The organism is Thalassospira sp. MBR-102 (assembly GCF_040549275.1).
GTDB classification, from domain to species: Bacteria; Pseudomonadota; Alphaproteobacteria; order Rhodospirillales; family Thalassospiraceae; genus Thalassospira; species Thalassospira xiamenensis.
This window is the reverse complement of sequence record NZ_JBEPTC010000002.1, coordinates 150,351-167,672: the sequence shown is the minus strand read 5'-3', so window position 1 is coordinate 167,672 and position 17,322 is coordinate 150,351. Positions and strand designations below refer to the sequence as shown.

Below are 17,322 nucleotides of genomic sequence, written 5' to 3'. Positions count from 1 at the left end.
TTCCTTGGCATCAAAGAAAACAAGCCTGTTCTAGCTAGGAATAGACCGGGATTTAGTCAATCTTTTCTTTGCTTTTCGGTTGCCCTGTCCTAATACTGGGCCCCGTTTGACAAAAGAGCGGATCATGGCGCAAAGCGACGAAAATTTAGCAAATCTTGACCTGAACGGGCTGAGGGCGGAAATCGATGATATCGATCAGGCACTGCAATCCCTGATCATTCGGCGTACCAAGGTTGTGCAGGCAGTCGGGGCCTATAAGGACCGGGTGATTGCGGCCGGTGGCAAGGTCAAGGTGCCGTATCGTCCGGCACGTGAAGCCCGTATCATGCGTACACTGGTTGATCGTCACGATGGTGCCTTTCCGAAAACGGCCCTGATCCAGATCTGGCGCGAAATGATCGCTGCCGGAACGCGCCTTGAAGCGCCTTATACAGTCGCCCTTTGCCGCAATGCCGACGGGGTGGATTGCTGGGAACTTGCGCGCCTTAACTTTGGCTGCCTGAACGAAATCGTCGAATTCGATACACCGCGCGAAGCATTTTATGCCCTTGAAGAAGGGCGCGCGGCGGTCGGTGTGTTCCCGAAACCCGAACTGGGCGAAGCACAGCCATGGTGGACCTTGTTGTCCGATGACAGCCCGGTGCGCATTGTCTCGAAACTGCCATTTGGCGGACGTCCGGTCGGACGGGGTGAGCAGACCGAAGGATTTGTCCTTGCGGCAATCGAGCTTGAAGAAAGCGGTGATGATCGCACGCTGTTTATCGTCAGCCTGCCAAACGAGATTTCGATGGATACGGCGCGCAAAAAAATTGCGAATGGCATCGATGGATCGGCAATCCTTGGCTTTTCTGCCGATGAAACCGGTGATCGGCGTTTTGTTCTTGTTGATGTGCCGGGATTCTTTTGTAATCGCGCCGAAGCGTTTCAACGTGCACTGACCGATCAGGGACTTGATCCCGAAGGGCTCAGTGTTGTCGGTGCCTATGGCGTGCCGATTCCTGAAGACGCGCTGAGTTGATAATACCGGTCGGTTGATTGTCACCGGCCCTGCCCACTGGGAGAAACTAGGAAATGTCTGCGCCCACCCCACGTCCCGGCATTCTTGATATTGCGCCTTATGTTGGCGGCAAGTCGCGCACCGATGGTGCAACCCGCGTGATCAAGCTTTCATCGAACGAAGGCGCGCTTGGCCCGAGCCCCAAGGCCATCGAGGCGCTCCGCAAGGCGGCTGAAAAGCTGCATCGCTATCCCGATGGCGGTTGCGAGGCGCTTCGCAACAAGCTGGCCGAGAAATACAATATTGAAGCCGATCAGATTGTCTGCGGTGCCGGCTCGGACGAGTTGATCACCCTTCTGATCCGTGCCTATGCGGGTCCGGGGGATGAAGTGCTGTATTCGCAGCATGGCTTCCTGATGTATCCGATTGCGGCCAAGGGTGTCGGTGCGGTTCCGGTGACTGCGGCCGAAACCAATATGACTACCAGCGTTGATGCGTTGCTGGCGGCTGTGACCGAAAAAACAAAAATCGTTTTTGTCGCGAACCCGAACAATCCAACGGGCACCTACATCAATGATGCGGAAATGAAACGCCTGCGTGATGGTTTGCGCGAAGATATCGTTCTGGTCGTTGATGCGGCGTATGCCGAATTCATGACCGGTCAGGAAGATTATTCCGCCGGTGAAGAACTGGTGCGTGCCGGTAAAAATACCGTCATGACCCGCACCTTTTCCAAGATTTATGGTCTTGGTGGCATTCGCCTTGGCTGGTGCTATGCGCCGGTTGATATTGCCGATGTTCTGCAACGCCTGCGCAATCCGTTTAACGTGGCCCTTCCGACACAGGAAGCCGGTCTTGCTGCACTTGATGATGATGAATTCGTCAATGCCTGCGTGCGTCACAATGCCGAAACACTGGCGTGGTTCCGTGATCAGGTGAACGCGATTGACGGGCTGATCGCCCATCCGAGCTATGGCAACTTTGTTCTGGTCGAATTCCCCAAGGAAGAAGGCAAAAACGCCGATGCTGCCAATGATTTCATGATGGCACAGGGCGTTATCCCACGCAAAATCGGTGCTTATGGCCTGCCGCAGATGTTGCGTATTTCCATCGGTACGAAGGAAGAAATGGAAATCTGCCTTCAGGCGATCAAAGACTTTGTGAACAGGTAAAATGACCAACACCGCATCCGAACCGCTTTTTGATACCGTTGCCTTTATCGGCATGGGGCTGATTGGCTCGTCACTTGCCCGTCGTATCCTGCGCGACGGTCTGGCGAAAAAAATCACCTGTGCCGTGCGTTCCGAAGCCACCCGTGACCGGGTGCTTGAACTGGGTATTGCCGATGAAGCTTATTGCGACATCAAGGAAGCGGTTAAAGATGCCGATCTGGTGATGATCTGTGCGCCGGTGGGGGCCAATGAAGCCATCGGCGCACAGCTTGCCGGAAAACTTAAAAAGGGTGCGATTGTTTCCGACGTCGGGTCGGTCAAACAGGCGGTCATTCGTGACATTGCGCCGCATCTTGACGAAGGCGTCTCGTTCGTGCCGGGTCATCCTTTGGCCGGGACCGAACATTCCGGACCGGATTCAGGTTTTCCCGAACTGTTCGAAGGCCGGTGGTGCATCCTGACCCCGGTTCCCGGTGAAAAGGAAAGTGCGACCGCGCGCGTGCAGGCCCTTTGGGAAGCATGTGGCATGAAGGTTGAGTGCATGGATGCCGATCATCATGATCGCATTCTTGGCATCACATCGCATCTGCCGCATCTGATCGCCTATACCATCGTCGGGACGGCAACCGATCTTGAAGATGCACTGCGTCAGGAAGTCATCAAGTTTTCCGCATCGGGTTTCCGTGATTTCACCCGTATTGCCGCATCCGACCCGACGATGTGGCGCGACGTGTTTTTGAACAACCGCGAAGCGGTCCTTGAGGTTCTTGGCCGTTTTCAGGAAGATTTGATGGCGTTGCAACGCGCGATCCGCTGGGGCGAGGGCGAAAAACTGTTCGACCTGTTCAGCCGTACGCGTGAAATCCGCCGTGGTATTGTCGATGCCGGGCAGTATTTCACCAATTTCTCGGCCGAAGGTGAAGACCGCCAAAGCGACGCCAAGGGCAAAAACAAGACCGATAAATAATCAATTCACGGTTTGCAAATGGCAGGCCGTCGTCGGGTGGAAAGATGTGCCCCAAACAGCATCTTTCGCCGGAAAAAGGGGAACGTCATGCCTGCCACCGATCATCCGGCTTTTGCACGGATTATGCCGTTCTTGTTTGTGTTCCTCTGGAGCACGGGCTTTGTTGGCGCAAAGTTCGGACTTCCCTATGCCGACCCGTTTACCTTTCTGTTTGCCCGTTTCGCCATTGTGATTGTTCTGATGGTGCCGGTGATTTCGCTGCTGGGCGCCAAATGGCCCAAAAGCTGGCGGCAGGTTGCCCATATCAGCACGACCGGTGTTCTTGTCCACGGGATTTATCTGGGCGGTGTTTTCTGGGCAATTGATACGGGGCTTCCGTCGGGCTTGGCGGCCTTGATCGTCGGATTGCAGCCGGTCGTGACCGCATCGGTCGTCGGTGCCCTTCTTGGGGAACGTGTCAGTGGACGCCAGTGGGCGGGGCTTGTTCTTGGCCTGATCGGTGTGGCGTTGGTGCTGGTGCCCAAAATCGGTGACGGGATCGGTATTACGGCCTTTGGCATCGGGCTTGCCATCATGGCGCTGTTTGGCATGACGGCCGGGACGCTTTATCAGAAGCGGTTCTGCACGGGCATGGACCTGATGAGCGGTACGGTTATCCAGTATGTTGCCGCCGCGGCCTTTGTCGGGGTGGTTGCCCTGATCAAGGAACCCTTGGTGATCGAATGGAGCATGAACTTCATTCTTGCGATGGCGTGGCTGGTTCTGGTGTTATCAATCGGGGCGATCATGCTTCTGATGGTTTTGATCAAGCAGGGCGAGGCAACCCGGGTTGCAAGCATGTTTTACCTTGTCCCGCCCACGGCTGCCTTCTTTGCCTGGCTGCTTTTTGATGAACATCTGGGCATGCTCGGCTTTGCCGGATTTGCAATTGCCGCACTTGGGGTGGCATTGGTGATGGTGAAACGCTAGGTTCAGAACCGGACATAAAACGCCAGCATGACCGGAGGAAATTTTGACTGAGCCCCAGGAAAGATGGGTATTTGGATATGGATCGCTGCTGTGGCGTCCGGGCTTCGAATTTGAAGAACGGGCACGCGCGACGCTGCGCGGCTATCACCGGTCCTTTTGCATCTATTCCCATCACTATCGCGGCACACCGGAAAATCCGGGGTTGGTTCTGGGGCTGAATGTTGGCGGGGAATGTGTCGGGAACGCGTTTCGGATCGCGCCGGACAACTGGCCGCTGGTCAAGGCCTATCTTGATGAACGCGAACTGGTGACCAACACCTATATTCCCGCCGATGTCGAGGTCGAGCTTGCCGACGGACGCAAGGTGATCGCGCACACCTATGTCGCCGATCCAACGCATGAACAGTTCGCCGGAAACCTGCCGGTGCGAACGGCGGTTGAAATCATTGTTGCGGCACATGGCAATATTGGCCCGAACCTGGAATATCTTGAAAACACGGTCTGCCATCTTGACGAGATGGGAATTGTCGACCCGCCGTTGCATGATCTGATGGATCTGGTGCGCCGCGAATACGGTGAAATCAATATGGGAGCCGGAATCTGATGTCGGACGCCACCACAACGTCCAAAGGTGCCAATGCCCCATTGATGGCCGCCTATCTGATGCTGGTTGCCTGCGCGATGATGTGGGGGTCAAACCATGTCGTTGCACGCGGGGTGAATGCCACGGTGCCGCTTGAAGCATTGGCGTTCTGGCGTTGGGTTGTGGCCGCCGTATTATTGTTTCCGGTTTGTATTCCGCACCTTAAACGCGATCTGAGGCTGATGGCGGATCATAAAATGTCGATGTTCCTGATCGGAACAACCGGCGTTTTCATGTTTTCAATCGTCATTTATCTGGCGGCTTACAACACAACGGCGGTCAATACCGGGCTTCTCAATGCGACAACCCCGGTCTGGGTTCTGTTATTTGCAGCGGTGCTTACGGCCGATAAACCCAAGCTTGGCCAGTGGGTTGGTGTGCTGATTGCCGGTGTCGGGACGGCGGTGATCATTGCCAAAGGCGACTTTTCGGTCTTTGCCGAGATGAACTTTGTCTCGGGCGATCTGTTTGCGATGATTTCAGCAATGGTCTGGGCGGCATACTCGATGCTTTTGAAACGCGCCCCCAAGGGCGTGCATCCGCTAAGCCTCGTGTTTGTTTCGGCCCTGATCGGGTTGGTGTTCCTGACTCCGCTTTATATCTGGTCGGTGACTGTTCGCAATGAGCCGTTCTTTACCCATCTTGATCCGGCATGGCCCGATATGCTCAAGATTTTCTATATCGGCGCGGGGCCCGCTTTTTTGGGCTATCTGTTCTGGAACAAGGGGGTTGCGGTTGTCGGCCCGGCAAATGCCGGTGTGTTTCTGTATCTGATGCCGGTTTTTGCCAGCATCCTTGCCATCATCTTTTTGGGTGAGGAACTGCACATTTACCATCTGGGCGGGATCACATTGATTGCCTTTGGCATCTGGCAGGCGACACGCCGGAAAGCATAAAAGCTGCCGGACGGACAGAATCGAAAAGGCCGGATCAAACTCCGGCCTTTTTGGTGTTCGAACGCTCCGTATGATCAGGACGGCGTTTTTTCCTGGTCGACGGATTTCATCGGAATCGCGGTTTTGGCTTCCTGCTGTTCGGCTTCGGCTTTTTCTCGGGCTTCCTCGATCTCGACGTCACGTGATGTCAGGGTCGGCAGATTAAACTCGGCCTGTGCTTCGCGTTCAAGTTCCCGCGTGCGGTCATCAATCCTGCTTTTGATCGTTTTCATGAATGTTTTGCGATCCAGATCCGGCTCAATCGCGGGCAGGAATTCCATGGTGACCTCGCCACCGTATTTCATGAAGCTGTGACGTCCCCAGAACATGCCGGAATTGATGGCAACCGGAATGACCGGCGTATTGGGGAACGCCTTGTATAGCGCATAAATACCAGGATGATACGGCCGATCCGAACCGGGCGGTGTGCGGGTTCCTTCGGGGAATATTATGATCTGCCTGCCGTCCTCAAGCGCACGTTCGGCACCCTTGATCATGTCTTTCAGGGCGGATGATCCAGCCGATCTGTCGACCGCAATCTGCCCGGAAAACAATAGGAACTGCCCCATCAACGGAATGCGGGTCAGTTCCTTTTTCAGGATATAGGCCGGGTCAGGCACGACTGTGTGAAAGGTCAGGGTTTCCCACGCAGACTGATGTTTGGCAACCAGAATACAGGGACCTTTGGGCAGGTTTTCAAGGCCGCGAATACGTTTATACATGCCAACAGAGATGGCCAACGCGCCTTGCGTCAAATGACACCACATATGTCCAACAAGCTGATTGGCCTTGCGACCAAACGGCATCAGGGGAACCATACAAATGCAAAGTGCTGTTGTACCGGCGAAAAACAACACGTTAAACAAAAACGCGCGCAGGGCTCTCATGCAGACAGATCCTTCAAACACTTAGTCAAAGGGTTTGTAACAGTTATACGACACGAGTGAAACGCTGTATCTTCAACCCGATTTCTGCGCCGGGCGATTTGATGCGGAATAATCCTGTCCGGAGGGTTCTGGTGTCGGGGCGGGGCCATGCAGGTTGGCGCGATCACCGTCTGGCAGCAGCCGCAGGATATAGTTCCTGAGGCTGGCAAACAGGAATTTGTTATATTCGCTTGCGATCAGGCTGGCGCTTCCCGGCCACCGCCACCAGCTGTCGACCTTGACGTTATCGGGGAACACCGGGTGGGCGATGATTTCGACATCGGGCATCAGGCTGCGAAATTCCAGAAGCGACCTCGGCATGTGATAGTTTGCCGTGACGATGCGCAGGCTTTTATAGCCTTCCTCATACACCCAAACCGCCGTTTCCTGCGCATTGCCGCGGGTGTTTTCCGCAACATGACCCAGAACCACACAGCATGAAACCAGCCGGGGATCGGCTTTGCCCGCCGATAGAAGCTCGTCGACTTCAACCCCGCGATAGACGCCGGAAATAAACAGCTTTCTGGCAAGCTGGCGGGTCAGAAGACGGCGCCCTTCCGAAAGCCGTTCACTGCCACCGGTCAGAACAACGATGGCGTCAGTCTTGCGATCAGGTTCATCAACCGCAGTTGGAATGATGTCGACATACCAGATAAAGCCACCCGCCCAGACCAGCCCCAGCAGGATCAGGGTCGATAGCAAAAACCGGAACCGGCGAAAGCGTCGTCGGTGCTGAACGGAAAGGGGCGGCCTATTCATATGATTGGGCCTGACGGGACGCTGGCATGCGACAGGGCTCTCCTTTTGGGACAAGGTCATGATCCGAAACAGTAAATGATCACGACGCTGCAGGCCGACTATACGGAGGAGTGAGGCAGGTTACAACATTCTGCGCAAGACACGCAGCACAGTTCTTTTGGCCGTCATCTGTGCGACACCGGCGACCACGAACGGAATGGCGATGATGATGCCGATGAAAAGCGGGCTGAAAACCAGTGTCGGGATTGGCCATCCCGCCCGCAGGCCAAGCCACGCGATCACACCTGAAACCGGCAGGGCGATCAGAAGGCCGATCAATGCCCCGAAAAATGCCAGCCGCAGGTTATGGCGGGCAAACTGGCCCGCGATATAGGAATCCTGTGCCCCGATCAGATGCAGCAATTCAATGATCGTCCGATGGATTGAAAGACCCGAACGTGTGGCAAAAACAACCGACAGCATCGTTGCCCCAAACAGCACGACGATTAACGCCATCAATGCCAGTTCCACCGAAAAGGCAACATCGGCAATCCGTTCGATCCAGATGCGATGATCGTCCAGAACGGCTTCGGGGGCGATTTCACCCAGACGGCGTTCAAGCATATCGAAATTAAACCCGGTTTCCGGGGTGATTTCGATAATGCGCGGGATCGGTAATTCGCTGACGATTTCATCGGGGCCAAGCCACGGTTCAAGAAGGGCCGACATGGTTTCGGGGCTGAGTTCCTCGATCCGGGAGATGCCGGGCATGTCGGCGAGCTGTTCGATAATATCGTCAACGGTTGCCTGCAAAGCCTGTTCGCGTTCTTCGGGGTCGCGATCCGCCATGCCGGTCGGGGGAACCTGTATCGAAAGGCTGCCTTCGATCTGACCGGACCATTTGCCGACACTGTCATGCAGGGCCGCCAGGCCAACGATCGAAAACGTCAGCAAGGCCACCATCAATGCGACGATGCTTGGCAAAAAGCGCGTCGATGAGTCGCTATCAAGTGGCAGATGTGACGGTTGCGAACGAAAAGCCATGATCGATTTTGGGTCCTGTCTGAGCCAGTTGCCGTCGGTTTGGTCGGTTACGCGCTATGCGTGATGTCGTGCAGGGTGCCAGCCTCAAGCAGCCATTGATTATGGCCAAAGCGACGCACAAGTTGCCGGTTATGGGTGGCGATCAGCACCGTGGTGCCAAGTTTGTTCAGTTCTTCAAAAAGATATAACAGCCGCATGGCGATCCGGTCATCAACGTTGCCGGTCGGCTCGTCAGCCAGAAGCAGGGCCGGGCGGCCGATAACCGCGCGCGCGATGGCAACGCGTTGCTGCTGCCCGCCGGAAAGCCGCGATGGAACCGCATTGATCTGATCACCAAGGCCGACCCATTCGAGAAGTTCGGTCACATTTTTGCGGATTTGCAGATCCTCGACCCCGGCGACGCGAAGCGGCAGGGCGACATTTTCAAAAGTCGTCAAATGATTGATCAGGCGGAAGTCCTGAAACACCACGCCGATCTTGCGGCGGATGGCGGGCAGTTCGTCGCGCGGAATGCGGATATTGTCGCGTCCGAAAATATTGATCTCGCCGCGTGTCTGGCGCAGGGCAAGATAGAGCAGGCGCATCAATGTCGATTTGCCCGCACCAGAAGCCCCGGTCAGGAAATGAAAGCTGCCACGATGCAGGGTAAAGTTCAGATCGCGCAGAATCTCCGGCCCGGATTCATAGCGGACACCCACATTCCTGAAACTTACGACTTCAGTCAAAACTTGCGCTCCATATCGCAGCACGACGTATCAGACCCGACATAACATGATAATGATGGGGCCGCTTGAACAATTGCAAAAGTCCGATTTGGCTGATCCCAAAGTGGGTATCATTATAGATTGGCCGAAAATATGACGACTTAAACAGTTCTTCGGATGTCATCTAAGCACCATATGTGCAATGCTGTGCCATCCAAATTGGGGCAGCTTCAGTTATCTGTGCTTAACAGTCTGTTAAATCGCCGCTATTTACATATAGTGTAGGTTCTGCCCTACACCGGCGAATTCGGGGGATCGTCGGAAATCACTCAGGTTATGGCCGTGCCCCGGGTTTCATGCCGCTGACATCGAGATGCCAGGTTTGCAATGATCATTACTTGCCCAGATTGTTCAAAAAAATACTCTGTGAAAACAGAGGCGATCGGCCCAAAGGGCAGAACCGTACGCTGCAAAAACTGCGGCAATAGCTGGCATCAGGACCCGCCGGGAATGAAAACCCCGTCGCCAGCACAGGAAAACAAGCTGCCGCCGCCTTTCGATCAGGATGGCGCGCTTGGTGCCGATTTCAATGCCGATCAGATGCCAGGTCAGGTTGATCCCGGTTTCGAGGATGCGGACAAAATTCCCGATCCGCCCCCCATCCCGCAGCAGCTGATTCGCAACAATCCGAAACCGCCTGCGAAATCGAAAAAGGGTGTGATTGGCTGGATCCTGTTCTTCCTGATCCTTGGCGGGATTGGTGCGGGCGGATATTTTGCCAAAGATATCCTGATCAATCTGTGGCCGCCGATTGCCAAGGTCTATGACATGGTCGGGCTTGATGTGCCCCATGTTGGCGAAGGCCTTGATATTCGTGAATTGCCGCCGACTCGCGAAGAGGAAGACGGGGTTGATGTTCTTGTCGTTCGCGCCGAGATCGTCAATATAGATGAGATCGACCGGGCGTTGCCCTATTTGTTGATTGAGCTTCTCGATCCGCTGGATCGTGTGGTTCAGCGCAAAAAAGTGCCGCTGATCTATGACGAAAGTGCGGTGCAGGGCGGGGCGGACATGCCGATGGAAGCCCAGATGCTGCCGGTTGGTGAAACCATGACGGTCGAAACCAAAATCCGCCGTCCGAACCCGACAGCAACCCGTTTGCAGGTCACATTCCTTGACCCGCGCGAGGCGGTCGAACCCTGACCGGTTTGATCTGAAAATGACAAGGGCAGCGATCCGTCGCTGCCCTTTTGTTTTATCTGTGTCGTCCTTTTGACCGGCCTTTAGAACCGTTTCAGCAAGCGATCAATATATTCCTGTTCGATCACCGGGCGGTCCGGGTCGCCGGAACGACGGCGGAGTTCCTGCAAGATACGCCATGCCCGTTCAAGGGTGTCGACTTCGGGGATGACGGTGGTGCCATCGCCGCCCACCGGCCGACCAAGCGGATCACGATTGCCCGACCCCTGAAGTTCATCAAGCATCGGCATCATCTGGCTTAAACCTTCAAGAGCACGGCTTAGCTCGCCAATACCCTGTTGCAGGGCTTCCATGGCCTGCCCCTGTTGTTGCAGGGCTTCGTGGGCGCGATTGTGGTCAAGGGCCTCTGCGGCGCGTTGCATGGCCTCTATCGCGGTTTCTATGCCGCTGAGATTGCCAAACTGGCCAAAGCCGGAATTATTGGTCAGGCTCTGTGCGTCCCCGGCAAGATTTTGCTGCTGCCGGGCGCGGTTGCCATTGCCGCCGGGGCTTGAGGGATTATCCCCCTGATTCATCAGGTCCTGCTGGCGGCGGGCAAGATCGCGAATGCCATCAAGCATTTCGCGCAAGGTGGATGTGATATCGGCCCCGCCGTCGCCCGATGTGACCTGCATGTTTTCGACCAGTTCGCGCAGGCGGTCGATCAGGGCGCGCGCCTGATCACGCGCACCAGCCTGCATGAGTGCTTCGATCTGATCGACGATACGTGCCAGGTCCTGCTGTTCAAGGATGGCGGCGGGGCCCTGTTGCTGGTTCTGCTGATTCTGCGGTGCCTCGCGGGCGAGGGCGGCCATATATTCGTTAAGGGCGCGGCGATAGTTTTCGATCAGATCGGCGATTTCGGCTTCGGTCACGTCCGGGTTGGCAAGGGCATCCAGCAGCCGTTCCTCGGCCTCCATCAGATTGCGTTCGGCCATACCATAGCTGCCGCGTTCGATCTCTTCGGCGATGTGCCAAAGCAAACCGGCCACGTCCTGATGGACCTTACGGTCGCGCAGATGTGCCGAAAGCCGTGCCTCTGTCACGGAAAGTGCAAGAAAAATGCCGATATGGCCGTTAAATGCCTGCGGGGCATAAATGACAGGCATAAGGGCGTTGCGCATTTCAAGGGCCTTGTCGGGATAGCGCAGCAATCCGCGGCGGATCGTGATCAGTTTTTTCGCCACGGGATGGGTGAATTCACGTTCGGGCAGAATGATCGAACGTATGTCGCTTTCGCCATTTTGTCCGGCGTTGTCGAGCGAAACCAGTTGCAGATTAACCGGAAGCCCCGCCCATGGATGGGATACCAGATCAATGAAACGGGGGCCTTCGATCCGTGTCGGCATGGCGGCCGGACCACCCGGGGTGTCGCCACCAGACAGATCGATACGGATAGTGTCGATGGTGCCAAACTGTTCGCGACCAATGCCGTCGGTTGCGGGCGTGATAACCAGTTCAAGGTTTTTCATGCCGTAATCATCGGTCGCAACGTAGTCCAGCCGGATATGTTCGCGCCGGGTAATCGAAGGCGGGCTTGCAAATGAAAGGGCGGGCGGTTTATCGGCAACCAGATTGACATTAAGGGTCAGCCGATCCGTGCCCCACACCGAAATGCGCCATGGTCCGGCCTGATCAAGTGCGGTCGAGAGGACATAGCTGTTGTCGCTGCTTTCGGATATGTCGCGTTCACCGGTCGGCGTATGCAGGGTCGGTTGCCAGACGCTGCCGATGCTGCCGGCCAGTGTCGACCCGACAGGCACGTCGACATCAATGACGCGCGATGCGTCAGAGCCGCCATCATCCTGTTTTTGCGGGCCTTTAACCTGCTCAAACCGCAGGACGCGCGGGATTTGTCCGGTATAGGCCGGTGGGGTCACCCACAATGTCGTGCTGAAATCAGCAGTACCCAGCCGTTGCAGCGGGCTGAATGCCTTGTAAAACCGCTCGCTCATGCGGTCGTGACCGGCAAACAGGCCAACGCTCAGAAGCAATACGGGCAAGATGACCAACCCGTATCGATCCACCCTGGCAAGGGACGGCACCGGACGCGGTAGATGCAGATGGTTCAGCATTGCCTCGTGGCGTTGCAACTGTTTTTGCCACAGATAGCTGGTCAGTGGGTCGTCGCGATCTTCGATATGGTCTTCAAGGCTTTGCAGCGGGTTGTTTTCAAGGCCGTTTTCCTGTTCCATCCTTTGCAGGACAGCACGGCGATTGGGCCATGTGAAATGGCGCCACGGCAGGATAATGGCAGCAAGACCGGCAACCGACAGGATCGAAAGCAAAATGATATGCCCGGTCGCGGGCAGCATTTCAAAGGTACCGGTCAGGGTCAGACCGGCAATCAGCATCACGATTGTCAAAGGCGGGATCAGCCGCGGCCATACCCGTTCCCACGACATGATCATCCGCGCCAGGCGCAGATGACGTTCCAGTCGGGGATTGGGTGGTATGATCGACATATCGAATTTCGGCCCCTGCAATCGCCCCGTTTTCGGGACATGTGACGCCAACTGGGTCTGACAGGACCCTCATCTAAGTTTGGGGCTTTGACGCGGCGGGTCAAGTCAGGATCGCGCGTGAGCCAAAATAAAAACTGGCCCGGATGGGGCGGTTTTTGGCGGTATATAAAGTTTTTTCAGAAAGTTCTTGATTTGTTCTTTTTATTGTGGCATAAGGACAAAGTCAACGGGAGAAATGCACCCGGACCGAAACCCGCGAAGCGCCTTGTGCGCCTCGCGGGTTTTTGCGTTTGGGGCCGGGATCAAAGAGGTGATCAGGATGCAGCGGCAAGGATTGAGGCAGGGCGGCGGGGCACTCCGCAGGATGCTCATCGGCGGATGGCGGAGCCATTACGGCGGCATTTTGCGTCGGGGTTAACAGATTTCGAACACCCTTATTTGTCATGACAGGAGAGGTGCGTCTTGTCGGGGAAGGGCCCCCGGATTTGCCGGAAGCGGCAGAAATGGCAGCAGTGACGGCATCGGATTGTGGCCCGTCGGTGGTGGACAGGTTGGGGGCAGTGCGCCTGAAGTCCGTCTGCCGGTGAGAATGGCGGATGCCCGAGGTGTGTCTGGATGTCGGGGTGGCAGTTTGTCGCCTTGGCCGGACGGTGATCGAGGCGGCAGAGAGCCCGATGATTGTCCGTCGGCGACGGTTGGGTTGCTGGAGGCCCGAGGTTTGTCCGGCGTCGGTGGTTGTGGCCGTGCCGGACGGGACGGGGCGGGCAGCGAGCCCGAGGACCGTCTGAGGGCGAGTCTGACGAGGGCCCGAGGTTTGTCCGGCGTCGATGGTTGTGGCCGTGCCGGACGGAACCGGGGCAGGCAGCGAGGTCGTTGGGCGTCTGAGGGCGAGTCCGGCGAGGGCCCGAGGTTTGTCCGGGCAGGGCATTGACCTGCATCCGGGAGATCGAAAGGGATGAGCCGAAAGTGCTGATACGATCAACGATACCCTTGGGGTGTCAGGGGCCAATGAAACCTGCCGGGCAGGATGGGGATATGCAAAAGGCGGCCTTTCGCGTTGAAAAGCCGCCTTGCAAAGTTTTTCGGGTTCTGCCGTCGGTCCGGGTCAGTCCAGCCAGTCGGGAATACGGTCCAAACCGATCAGGTCGTCAATCGACTGACGCGGGCGGACGATGGCGAAGTCGTCGCCCTTGACCAGGACTTCGGGTGTCAGGGCACGGGTGTTGTAGGTCGATGACATCACCGCACCATAGGCACCCGCCGACATGACCGCGACCAGATCACCCGGTTTCAGGTCATCGGGCAGTTTGCGGTCCTTGCCGAAGGTATCGCCGGTTTCGCAGACCGGGCCGACGATATCGACGGTTGCCTGTTTGTCGCCTTCAGCCTGTTCATCGACCGGGATGATTTCGTGATAGGCGTTGTAAAGGGTTGGCCGGATCAGATCGTTCATCGCGGCATCGAGAATGACAAAGCGTTTGGCCTCGCCATCCTTGATATACATGACGCGCGAAATCATCACACCGGCGTTGCCTGCGATCAGGCGGCCCGGTTCCAGCGTGATGTGACAGCCAAGGTGACCGACGGTTTCGCGCACCATCTGGCCATAGGCATCGGGCAGGGGTGGTGTTTCGCCCTGATAGGCAATGCCAAGCCCGCCACCAAGATCAAGATTGCGGATATTGATGCCCTCGGCCCGAAGCTTTTCGACCAGCCCGGCAAGACGGGTGAAGGCCTCGCGGAAGGGTGCAAGATCGGTCAGCTGTGATCCGATATGCATGGCAATGCCGGTGACGTCGATCCCGTCCATGGCGGCGGCCATGCGGTAAACTTCGATCGCGCGGGTCCAGTCGATGCCGAATTTGTTTTCGGCCTTGCCGGTGGCGATTTTTTCGTGGGTTTTGGCATCGACATGCGGGTTGATGCGGATCGCGATGCGAGCCTTTTTGCCCATGTCGATGGCAACCCGGTTGAGTTCTTCGAGTTCCGGGATGCTTTCGACATTGATCTGGGCGATATTTGCATCAAGGGCTTCGCGCATTTCGGCATCGGCCTTGCCAACGCCGGAAAAAATGACTTTGCCCGGGGCGACACCGGCGCGCAGGGCACGGCGCATTTCACCAACCGAAACCACATCGGCACCGGCCCCCAGTTTGGCCAGCGTTTTCAGCACAGCCTGATTGGAGTTCGCCTTGATGGCATAGCAAACCGTGGCATCAAGCCCGTCAAACGCACTGGCATAAACGTGATAGTGACGTTCAAGGGTGGCGGTGGAATAGCAATAGAACGGCGTGCCGACTTTTTCGGCAAGCTCAGGGATGGAAACGCCTTCTGCGTGAAGGACGCCATCAATATATTCAAAATGGTTCATTGTGCCGGATATGTCCGTGGATAGTTGCGGCCTTCGTCGGTCGGTGGTTCAAGCGGGCCTTTTTTGCCGCAGGCGGCAACAGACAGGCCCAGCATCACCGCCAGTACGATCACTGTGCTGCGTTTAAAGATCGGGTTGCTCATTTCAGGAACCTTTCCTTTGCCGCCGCAACCTGTTCCTTCACCCGGACCGGCGCGGTGCCGCCAAAGCTTTGACGGGCGCTGACCGATGCCTCGACGGTCAGGACATCGTAAACGGCCTTGGTGATTTTGGGTTCGATCCCCTGAAGGTCTTCGAGCGAAAGCTGATCGAGATCACAACCCTTGCCTTCGGCCAGTTTCACGGTCGCACCGACCACGTGATGGGCGTCGCGGAACGGCATGCCCAGTTCGGCCACCAGCCAGTCGGCCAGATCGGTTGCGGTGGTGTAACCGGCACCGGCGGCAGCACGCATATTGTCCTTATGGACCTTCATGTCGGCAATCATGCCGGTCATGGCGGCGACACAAAGACCCAGATGGTCGTGGGCTTCGAATACCGGTTCCTTGTCTTCCTGCATGTCCTTGGAATAGGCCAGCGGCAGCCCCTTCATCGACAGCATCAGGGAATTGTAGCAGCCAACGATACGGCCGATTTTGGAGCGGATCAGTTCGGCAGCATCGGGGTTGCGTTTCTGCGGCATGATCGACGAGCCGGTCGAAAATTTGTCCGACATGCCGATAAATTTGAACTGTGCGGAACACCAGATCACCATTTCTTCGGCCAGGCGCGACAGGTGCATGGCGGTGATCGATGCCGTGTTCAGATATTCCAGCGCAAAGTCACGATCCGACACCGCATCGAGCGAGTTCGCGGTCGGACGATCAAAGCCAAGCGATGATGCCGTCATGTGACGGTCAATCGGATAGGGCGTTCCGGCAAGGGCCGCCGAACCCAGCGGGTTTTCATTGGCGCGTGTGCGGCAATCGGCAACGCGGCCACGATCCCGGCCAAACATTTCGACATAGGCCAGAAGATGATGGCCAAAGGTGACTGGCTGGGCCGCCTGAAGGTGGGTAAAGCCCGGCATGATGGTTTCGGCATGGGTGCCGGCCTGTTCGATCAGGGCTTCCTGAAGGCCCTTGAGCCCGGCTTCAAGATCGGCCAGTGCCACGTCGCGGACCCAGAGTTTGAAATCGGTTGCGACCTGATCATTGCGGGAGCGCGCGGTATGCAGGCGACCGGCGGCAGGCCCGATCAGATCACGCAGGCGGCTTTCGACATTCATGTGGATGTCTTCAAGGGCAGCCGAGAAGGTGAATGTGCCGTTTTCGATTTCCTGAAGGATCTGGTCTAGACCCGCGACTATTTTGTCGCCATCTTCTGCGGGGATGATCTTCTGCTTGACCAGCATGGCGCAATGGGCTCTGGAACCCTGAATGTCCTGGGCGTACAGGCGTTTGTCAAAGCCGATGGAAGCATTGATTTCTTCCATGATGGCGGACGGGCCCGCTTCAAAGCGGCCTCCCCACAGGGCGTTGGCATTTTTCTGGTCGGTGGCGTTTTGATCGGTCATTGTGATCCGCAAGCGTTGGAAAGGTGAGTATTGTGAAGGCATTGCTTCGTTACGTAAAACTGGGCGTGATTGTCGCCATATCGGCCATTTATGCAAGCCCTGCCTTTGCAGATACGCAATTGCCGCAAGAACTTTCGAAAATGGAGACGGTGCCTGAGGGCTCAAGCCTGCCGGAAAAGGCGGTTTTCATCGAGGCCGATGGCAGCGAAAGTGACCTTAAGAACCTGAAAGGAAAGGTTATTCTGGTCAATCTTTGGGCGACATGGTGCGCGCCCTGCATCGAGGAAATGCCCGATCTTGATCGACTGGCGGCGAAAATGGATGGCAAGCCGTTCCGTGTTCTTGCGCTTAGTCAGGATCGCGGTGGGGCGGAAATCGTGCAGGAATTCTTTGATGAAAACGGAATCGGCCATCTTGATGTCGTGCTTGATCCGCGCGGGGCAACCGCACGGGCATTTGGCGCGCGCGGCCTTCCGACCAGTTTCGTGATCGATGCCAACGGGCAGGTTATCGGCAAACTGGAAGGCACGGCCAAATGGGATGCCGACGGGGTGATCGACTATTTCAACAATCTGATTGATGCCGCGTCCTGATTGG

Annotated in this window: 16 protein-coding genes; 8 read left to right on the top strand and 8 right to left on the bottom strand. The window is 56.5% G+C overall.

Annotation, left to right across the window (positions count from 1 at the left end):
• The first annotated feature begins 124 nt into the window (after nucleotides 1-124).
• The 6 genes from ABIE64_RS04240 (at nucleotide 125) to ABIE64_RS04215 (ending at nucleotide 5,644) form a co-directional block, all read left to right on the top strand.
• On the top strand, nucleotides 125-1,018 hold the full coding sequence (locus tag ABIE64_RS04240; protein WP_007091999.1) for a chorismate mutase: 894 nt from the start codon (nucleotides 125-127) through the stop codon (nucleotides 1,016-1,018).
• A 53-nt stretch (nucleotides 1,019-1,071) separates the two neighbouring features.
• Nucleotides 1,072-2,169 carry a histidinol-phosphate transaminase gene (gene hisC, locus ABIE64_RS04235; RefSeq protein WP_007092000.1) on the top strand — a complete coding sequence of 366 codons (1,098 nt, stop codon included), beginning with the start codon at nucleotides 1,072-1,074 and terminating at the stop codon, nucleotides 2,167-2,169.
• A 1-nt stretch (nucleotide 2,170) separates the two neighbouring features.
• Entirely contained in the window at nucleotides 2,171-3,136 is a 966-nt protein-coding gene (locus ABIE64_RS04230) for a prephenate/arogenate dehydrogenase family protein (protein WP_007092001.1), read from the top strand.
• Nucleotides 3,137-3,223: 87 nt separating this feature from the next.
• Complete coding sequence (locus tag ABIE64_RS04225) at nucleotides 3,224-4,105, top strand: DMT family transporter (protein ID WP_062948450.1); 882 nt, start codon at nucleotides 3,224-3,226, stop codon at nucleotides 4,103-4,105.
• Nucleotides 4,106-4,148: 43 nt separating this feature from the next.
• On the top strand, nucleotides 4,149-4,709 hold the full coding sequence (locus tag ABIE64_RS04220; RefSeq protein WP_007092003.1) for a gamma-glutamylcyclotransferase: 561 nt from the start codon (nucleotides 4,149-4,151) through the stop codon (nucleotides 4,707-4,709).
• On the top strand, nucleotides 4,709-5,644 hold the full coding sequence (locus ABIE64_RS04215; RefSeq protein ID WP_114093528.1) for a DMT family transporter: 936 nt from the start codon (nucleotides 4,709-4,711) through the stop codon (nucleotides 5,642-5,644). Before ABIE64_RS04220 ends, ABIE64_RS04215 begins: the two co-directional genes overlap by 1 nt.
• Nucleotides 5,645-5,718: 74 nt before the next feature.
• Here ABIE64_RS04215 and ABIE64_RS04210 read toward each other — a convergent pair whose 3' ends face one another.
• The 4 genes from ABIE64_RS04210 to ftsE form a co-directional block, all read right to left on the bottom strand.
• Entirely contained in the window at nucleotides 5,719-6,570 is an 852-nt protein-coding gene (locus ABIE64_RS04210; protein ID WP_354376715.1) for a lysophospholipid acyltransferase family protein, read from the bottom strand.
• Between the two features lie 72 nt (nucleotides 6,571-6,642).
• Nucleotides 6,643-7,368, bottom strand: a complete 726-nt coding sequence (locus ABIE64_RS04205; RefSeq protein ID WP_181849867.1) for a YdcF family protein — start codon at nucleotides 7,366-7,368, stop codon at nucleotides 6,643-6,645.
• 120 nt (nucleotides 7,369-7,488) lie between these two features.
• Nucleotides 7,489-8,391, bottom strand: a complete 903-nt coding sequence (locus ABIE64_RS04200) for a cell division protein FtsX (RefSeq protein WP_063094384.1) — start codon at nucleotides 8,389-8,391, stop codon at nucleotides 7,489-7,491.
• Nucleotides 8,392-8,438: 47 nt separating this feature from the next.
• Complete coding sequence (ftsE, locus tag ABIE64_RS04195; RefSeq protein ID WP_037987102.1) at nucleotides 8,439-9,116, bottom strand: cell division ATP-binding protein FtsE; 678 nt, start codon at nucleotides 9,114-9,116, stop codon at nucleotides 8,439-8,441.
• Nucleotides 9,117-9,482: 366 nt separating this feature from the next.
• Between ftsE and ABIE64_RS04190 the strand changes: the two genes are divergently transcribed.
• Nucleotides 9,483-10,298 (top strand): zinc-ribbon domain-containing protein, encoded by an 816-nt coding sequence (locus ABIE64_RS04190; protein WP_074624793.1) that lies wholly within the window; start codon nucleotides 9,483-9,485, stop codon nucleotides 10,296-10,298.
• Between the two features lie 80 nt (nucleotides 10,299-10,378).
• Here the strand turns inward: ABIE64_RS04190 and ABIE64_RS04185 are convergent, their stop codons facing one another.
• From ABIE64_RS04185 to argH, 4 genes are all read right to left on the bottom strand, one after another.
• Nucleotides 10,379-12,799: a DUF4175 domain-containing protein gene (locus ABIE64_RS04185; RefSeq protein WP_354376714.1), complete on the bottom strand. Its 2,421-nt coding sequence runs from the start codon at nucleotides 12,797-12,799 to the stop codon at nucleotides 10,379-10,381.
• Nucleotides 12,800-13,904: 1,105 nt separating this feature from the next.
• A complete protein-coding gene (gene lysA / locus ABIE64_RS04180) occupies nucleotides 13,905-15,170 on the bottom strand; it encodes a diaminopimelate decarboxylase (RefSeq protein ID WP_354376713.1) in 1,266 nt (421 codons plus the stop codon).
• The gene (gene lptM / locus ABIE64_RS04175) at nucleotides 15,167-15,313 is read right to left on the bottom strand and encodes an LPS translocon maturation chaperone LptM (protein ID WP_007092015.1); all 147 of its coding nucleotides are present in this window, start codon (nucleotides 15,311-15,313) and stop codon (nucleotides 15,167-15,169) included. Before lptM ends, lysA begins: the two co-directional genes overlap by 4 nt.
• Nucleotides 15,310-16,725 (bottom strand): argininosuccinate lyase, encoded by a 1,416-nt coding sequence (argH, locus tag ABIE64_RS04170; protein ID WP_354376712.1) that lies wholly within the window; start codon nucleotides 16,723-16,725, stop codon nucleotides 15,310-15,312. The genes lptM and argH overlap by 4 nt, the downstream gene beginning before the upstream one ends.
• Before the next feature lie 32 nt (nucleotides 16,726-16,757).
• Between argH and ABIE64_RS04165 the strand changes: the two genes are divergently transcribed.
• Complete coding sequence (locus tag ABIE64_RS04165) at nucleotides 16,758-17,318, top strand: TlpA disulfide reductase family protein (RefSeq protein WP_007092017.1); 561 nt, start codon at nucleotides 16,758-16,760, stop codon at nucleotides 17,316-17,318.
• The last annotated feature ends 4 nt before the right edge of the window (nucleotides 17,319-17,322 follow it).

What these genes read in the sequence shown, in the direction of transcription:
- ABIE64_RS04190 (WP_074624793.1), top strand. Translation starts at nt 9,483, where the DNA reads ATGATCATTACTTGCCCAGATTGTTCAAAAAAATACTCTGTGAAAACA.
- ABIE64_RS04205 (WP_181849867.1), bottom strand. Translation starts at nt 7,368, where the DNA reads ATGAATAGGCCGCCCCTTTCCGTTCAGCACCGACGACGCTTTCGCCGG.
- lptM (WP_007092015.1), bottom strand. Translation starts at nt 15,313, where the DNA reads ATGAGCAACCCGATCTTTAAACGCAGCACAGTGATCGTACTGGCGGTG.
- ABIE64_RS04210 (WP_354376715.1), bottom strand. Translation starts at nt 6,570, where the DNA reads ATGAGAGCCCTGCGCGCGTTTTTGTTTAACGTGTTGTTTTTCGCCGGT.
- ABIE64_RS04225 (WP_062948450.1), top strand. Translation starts at nt 3,224, where the DNA reads ATGCCTGCCACCGATCATCCGGCTTTTGCACGGATTATGCCGTTCTTG.
- lysA (WP_354376713.1), bottom strand. Translation starts at nt 15,170, where the DNA reads ATGAACCATTTTGAATATATTGATGGCGTCCTTCACGCAGAAGGCGTT.
- ABIE64_RS04240 (WP_007091999.1), top strand. Translation starts at nt 125, where the DNA reads ATGGCGCAAAGCGACGAAAATTTAGCAAATCTTGACCTGAACGGGCTG.
- ABIE64_RS04215 (WP_114093528.1), top strand. Translation starts at nt 4,709, where the DNA reads ATGTCGGACGCCACCACAACGTCCAAAGGTGCCAATGCCCCATTGATG.
- ABIE64_RS04200 (WP_063094384.1), bottom strand. Translation starts at nt 8,391, where the DNA reads ATGGCTTTTCGTTCGCAACCGTCACATCTGCCACTTGATAGCGACTCA.
- ABIE64_RS04185 (WP_354376714.1), bottom strand. Translation starts at nt 12,799, where the DNA reads ATGTCGATCATACCACCCAATCCCCGACTGGAACGTCATCTGCGCCTG.
- argH (WP_354376712.1), bottom strand. Translation starts at nt 16,725, where the DNA reads ATGACCGATCAAAACGCCACCGACCAGAAAAATGCCAACGCCCTGTGG.
- hisC (WP_007092000.1), top strand. Translation starts at nt 1,072, where the DNA reads ATGTCTGCGCCCACCCCACGTCCCGGCATTCTTGATATTGCGCCTTAT.
- ABIE64_RS04230 (WP_007092001.1), top strand. Translation starts at nt 2,171, where the DNA reads ATGACCAACACCGCATCCGAACCGCTTTTTGATACCGTTGCCTTTATC.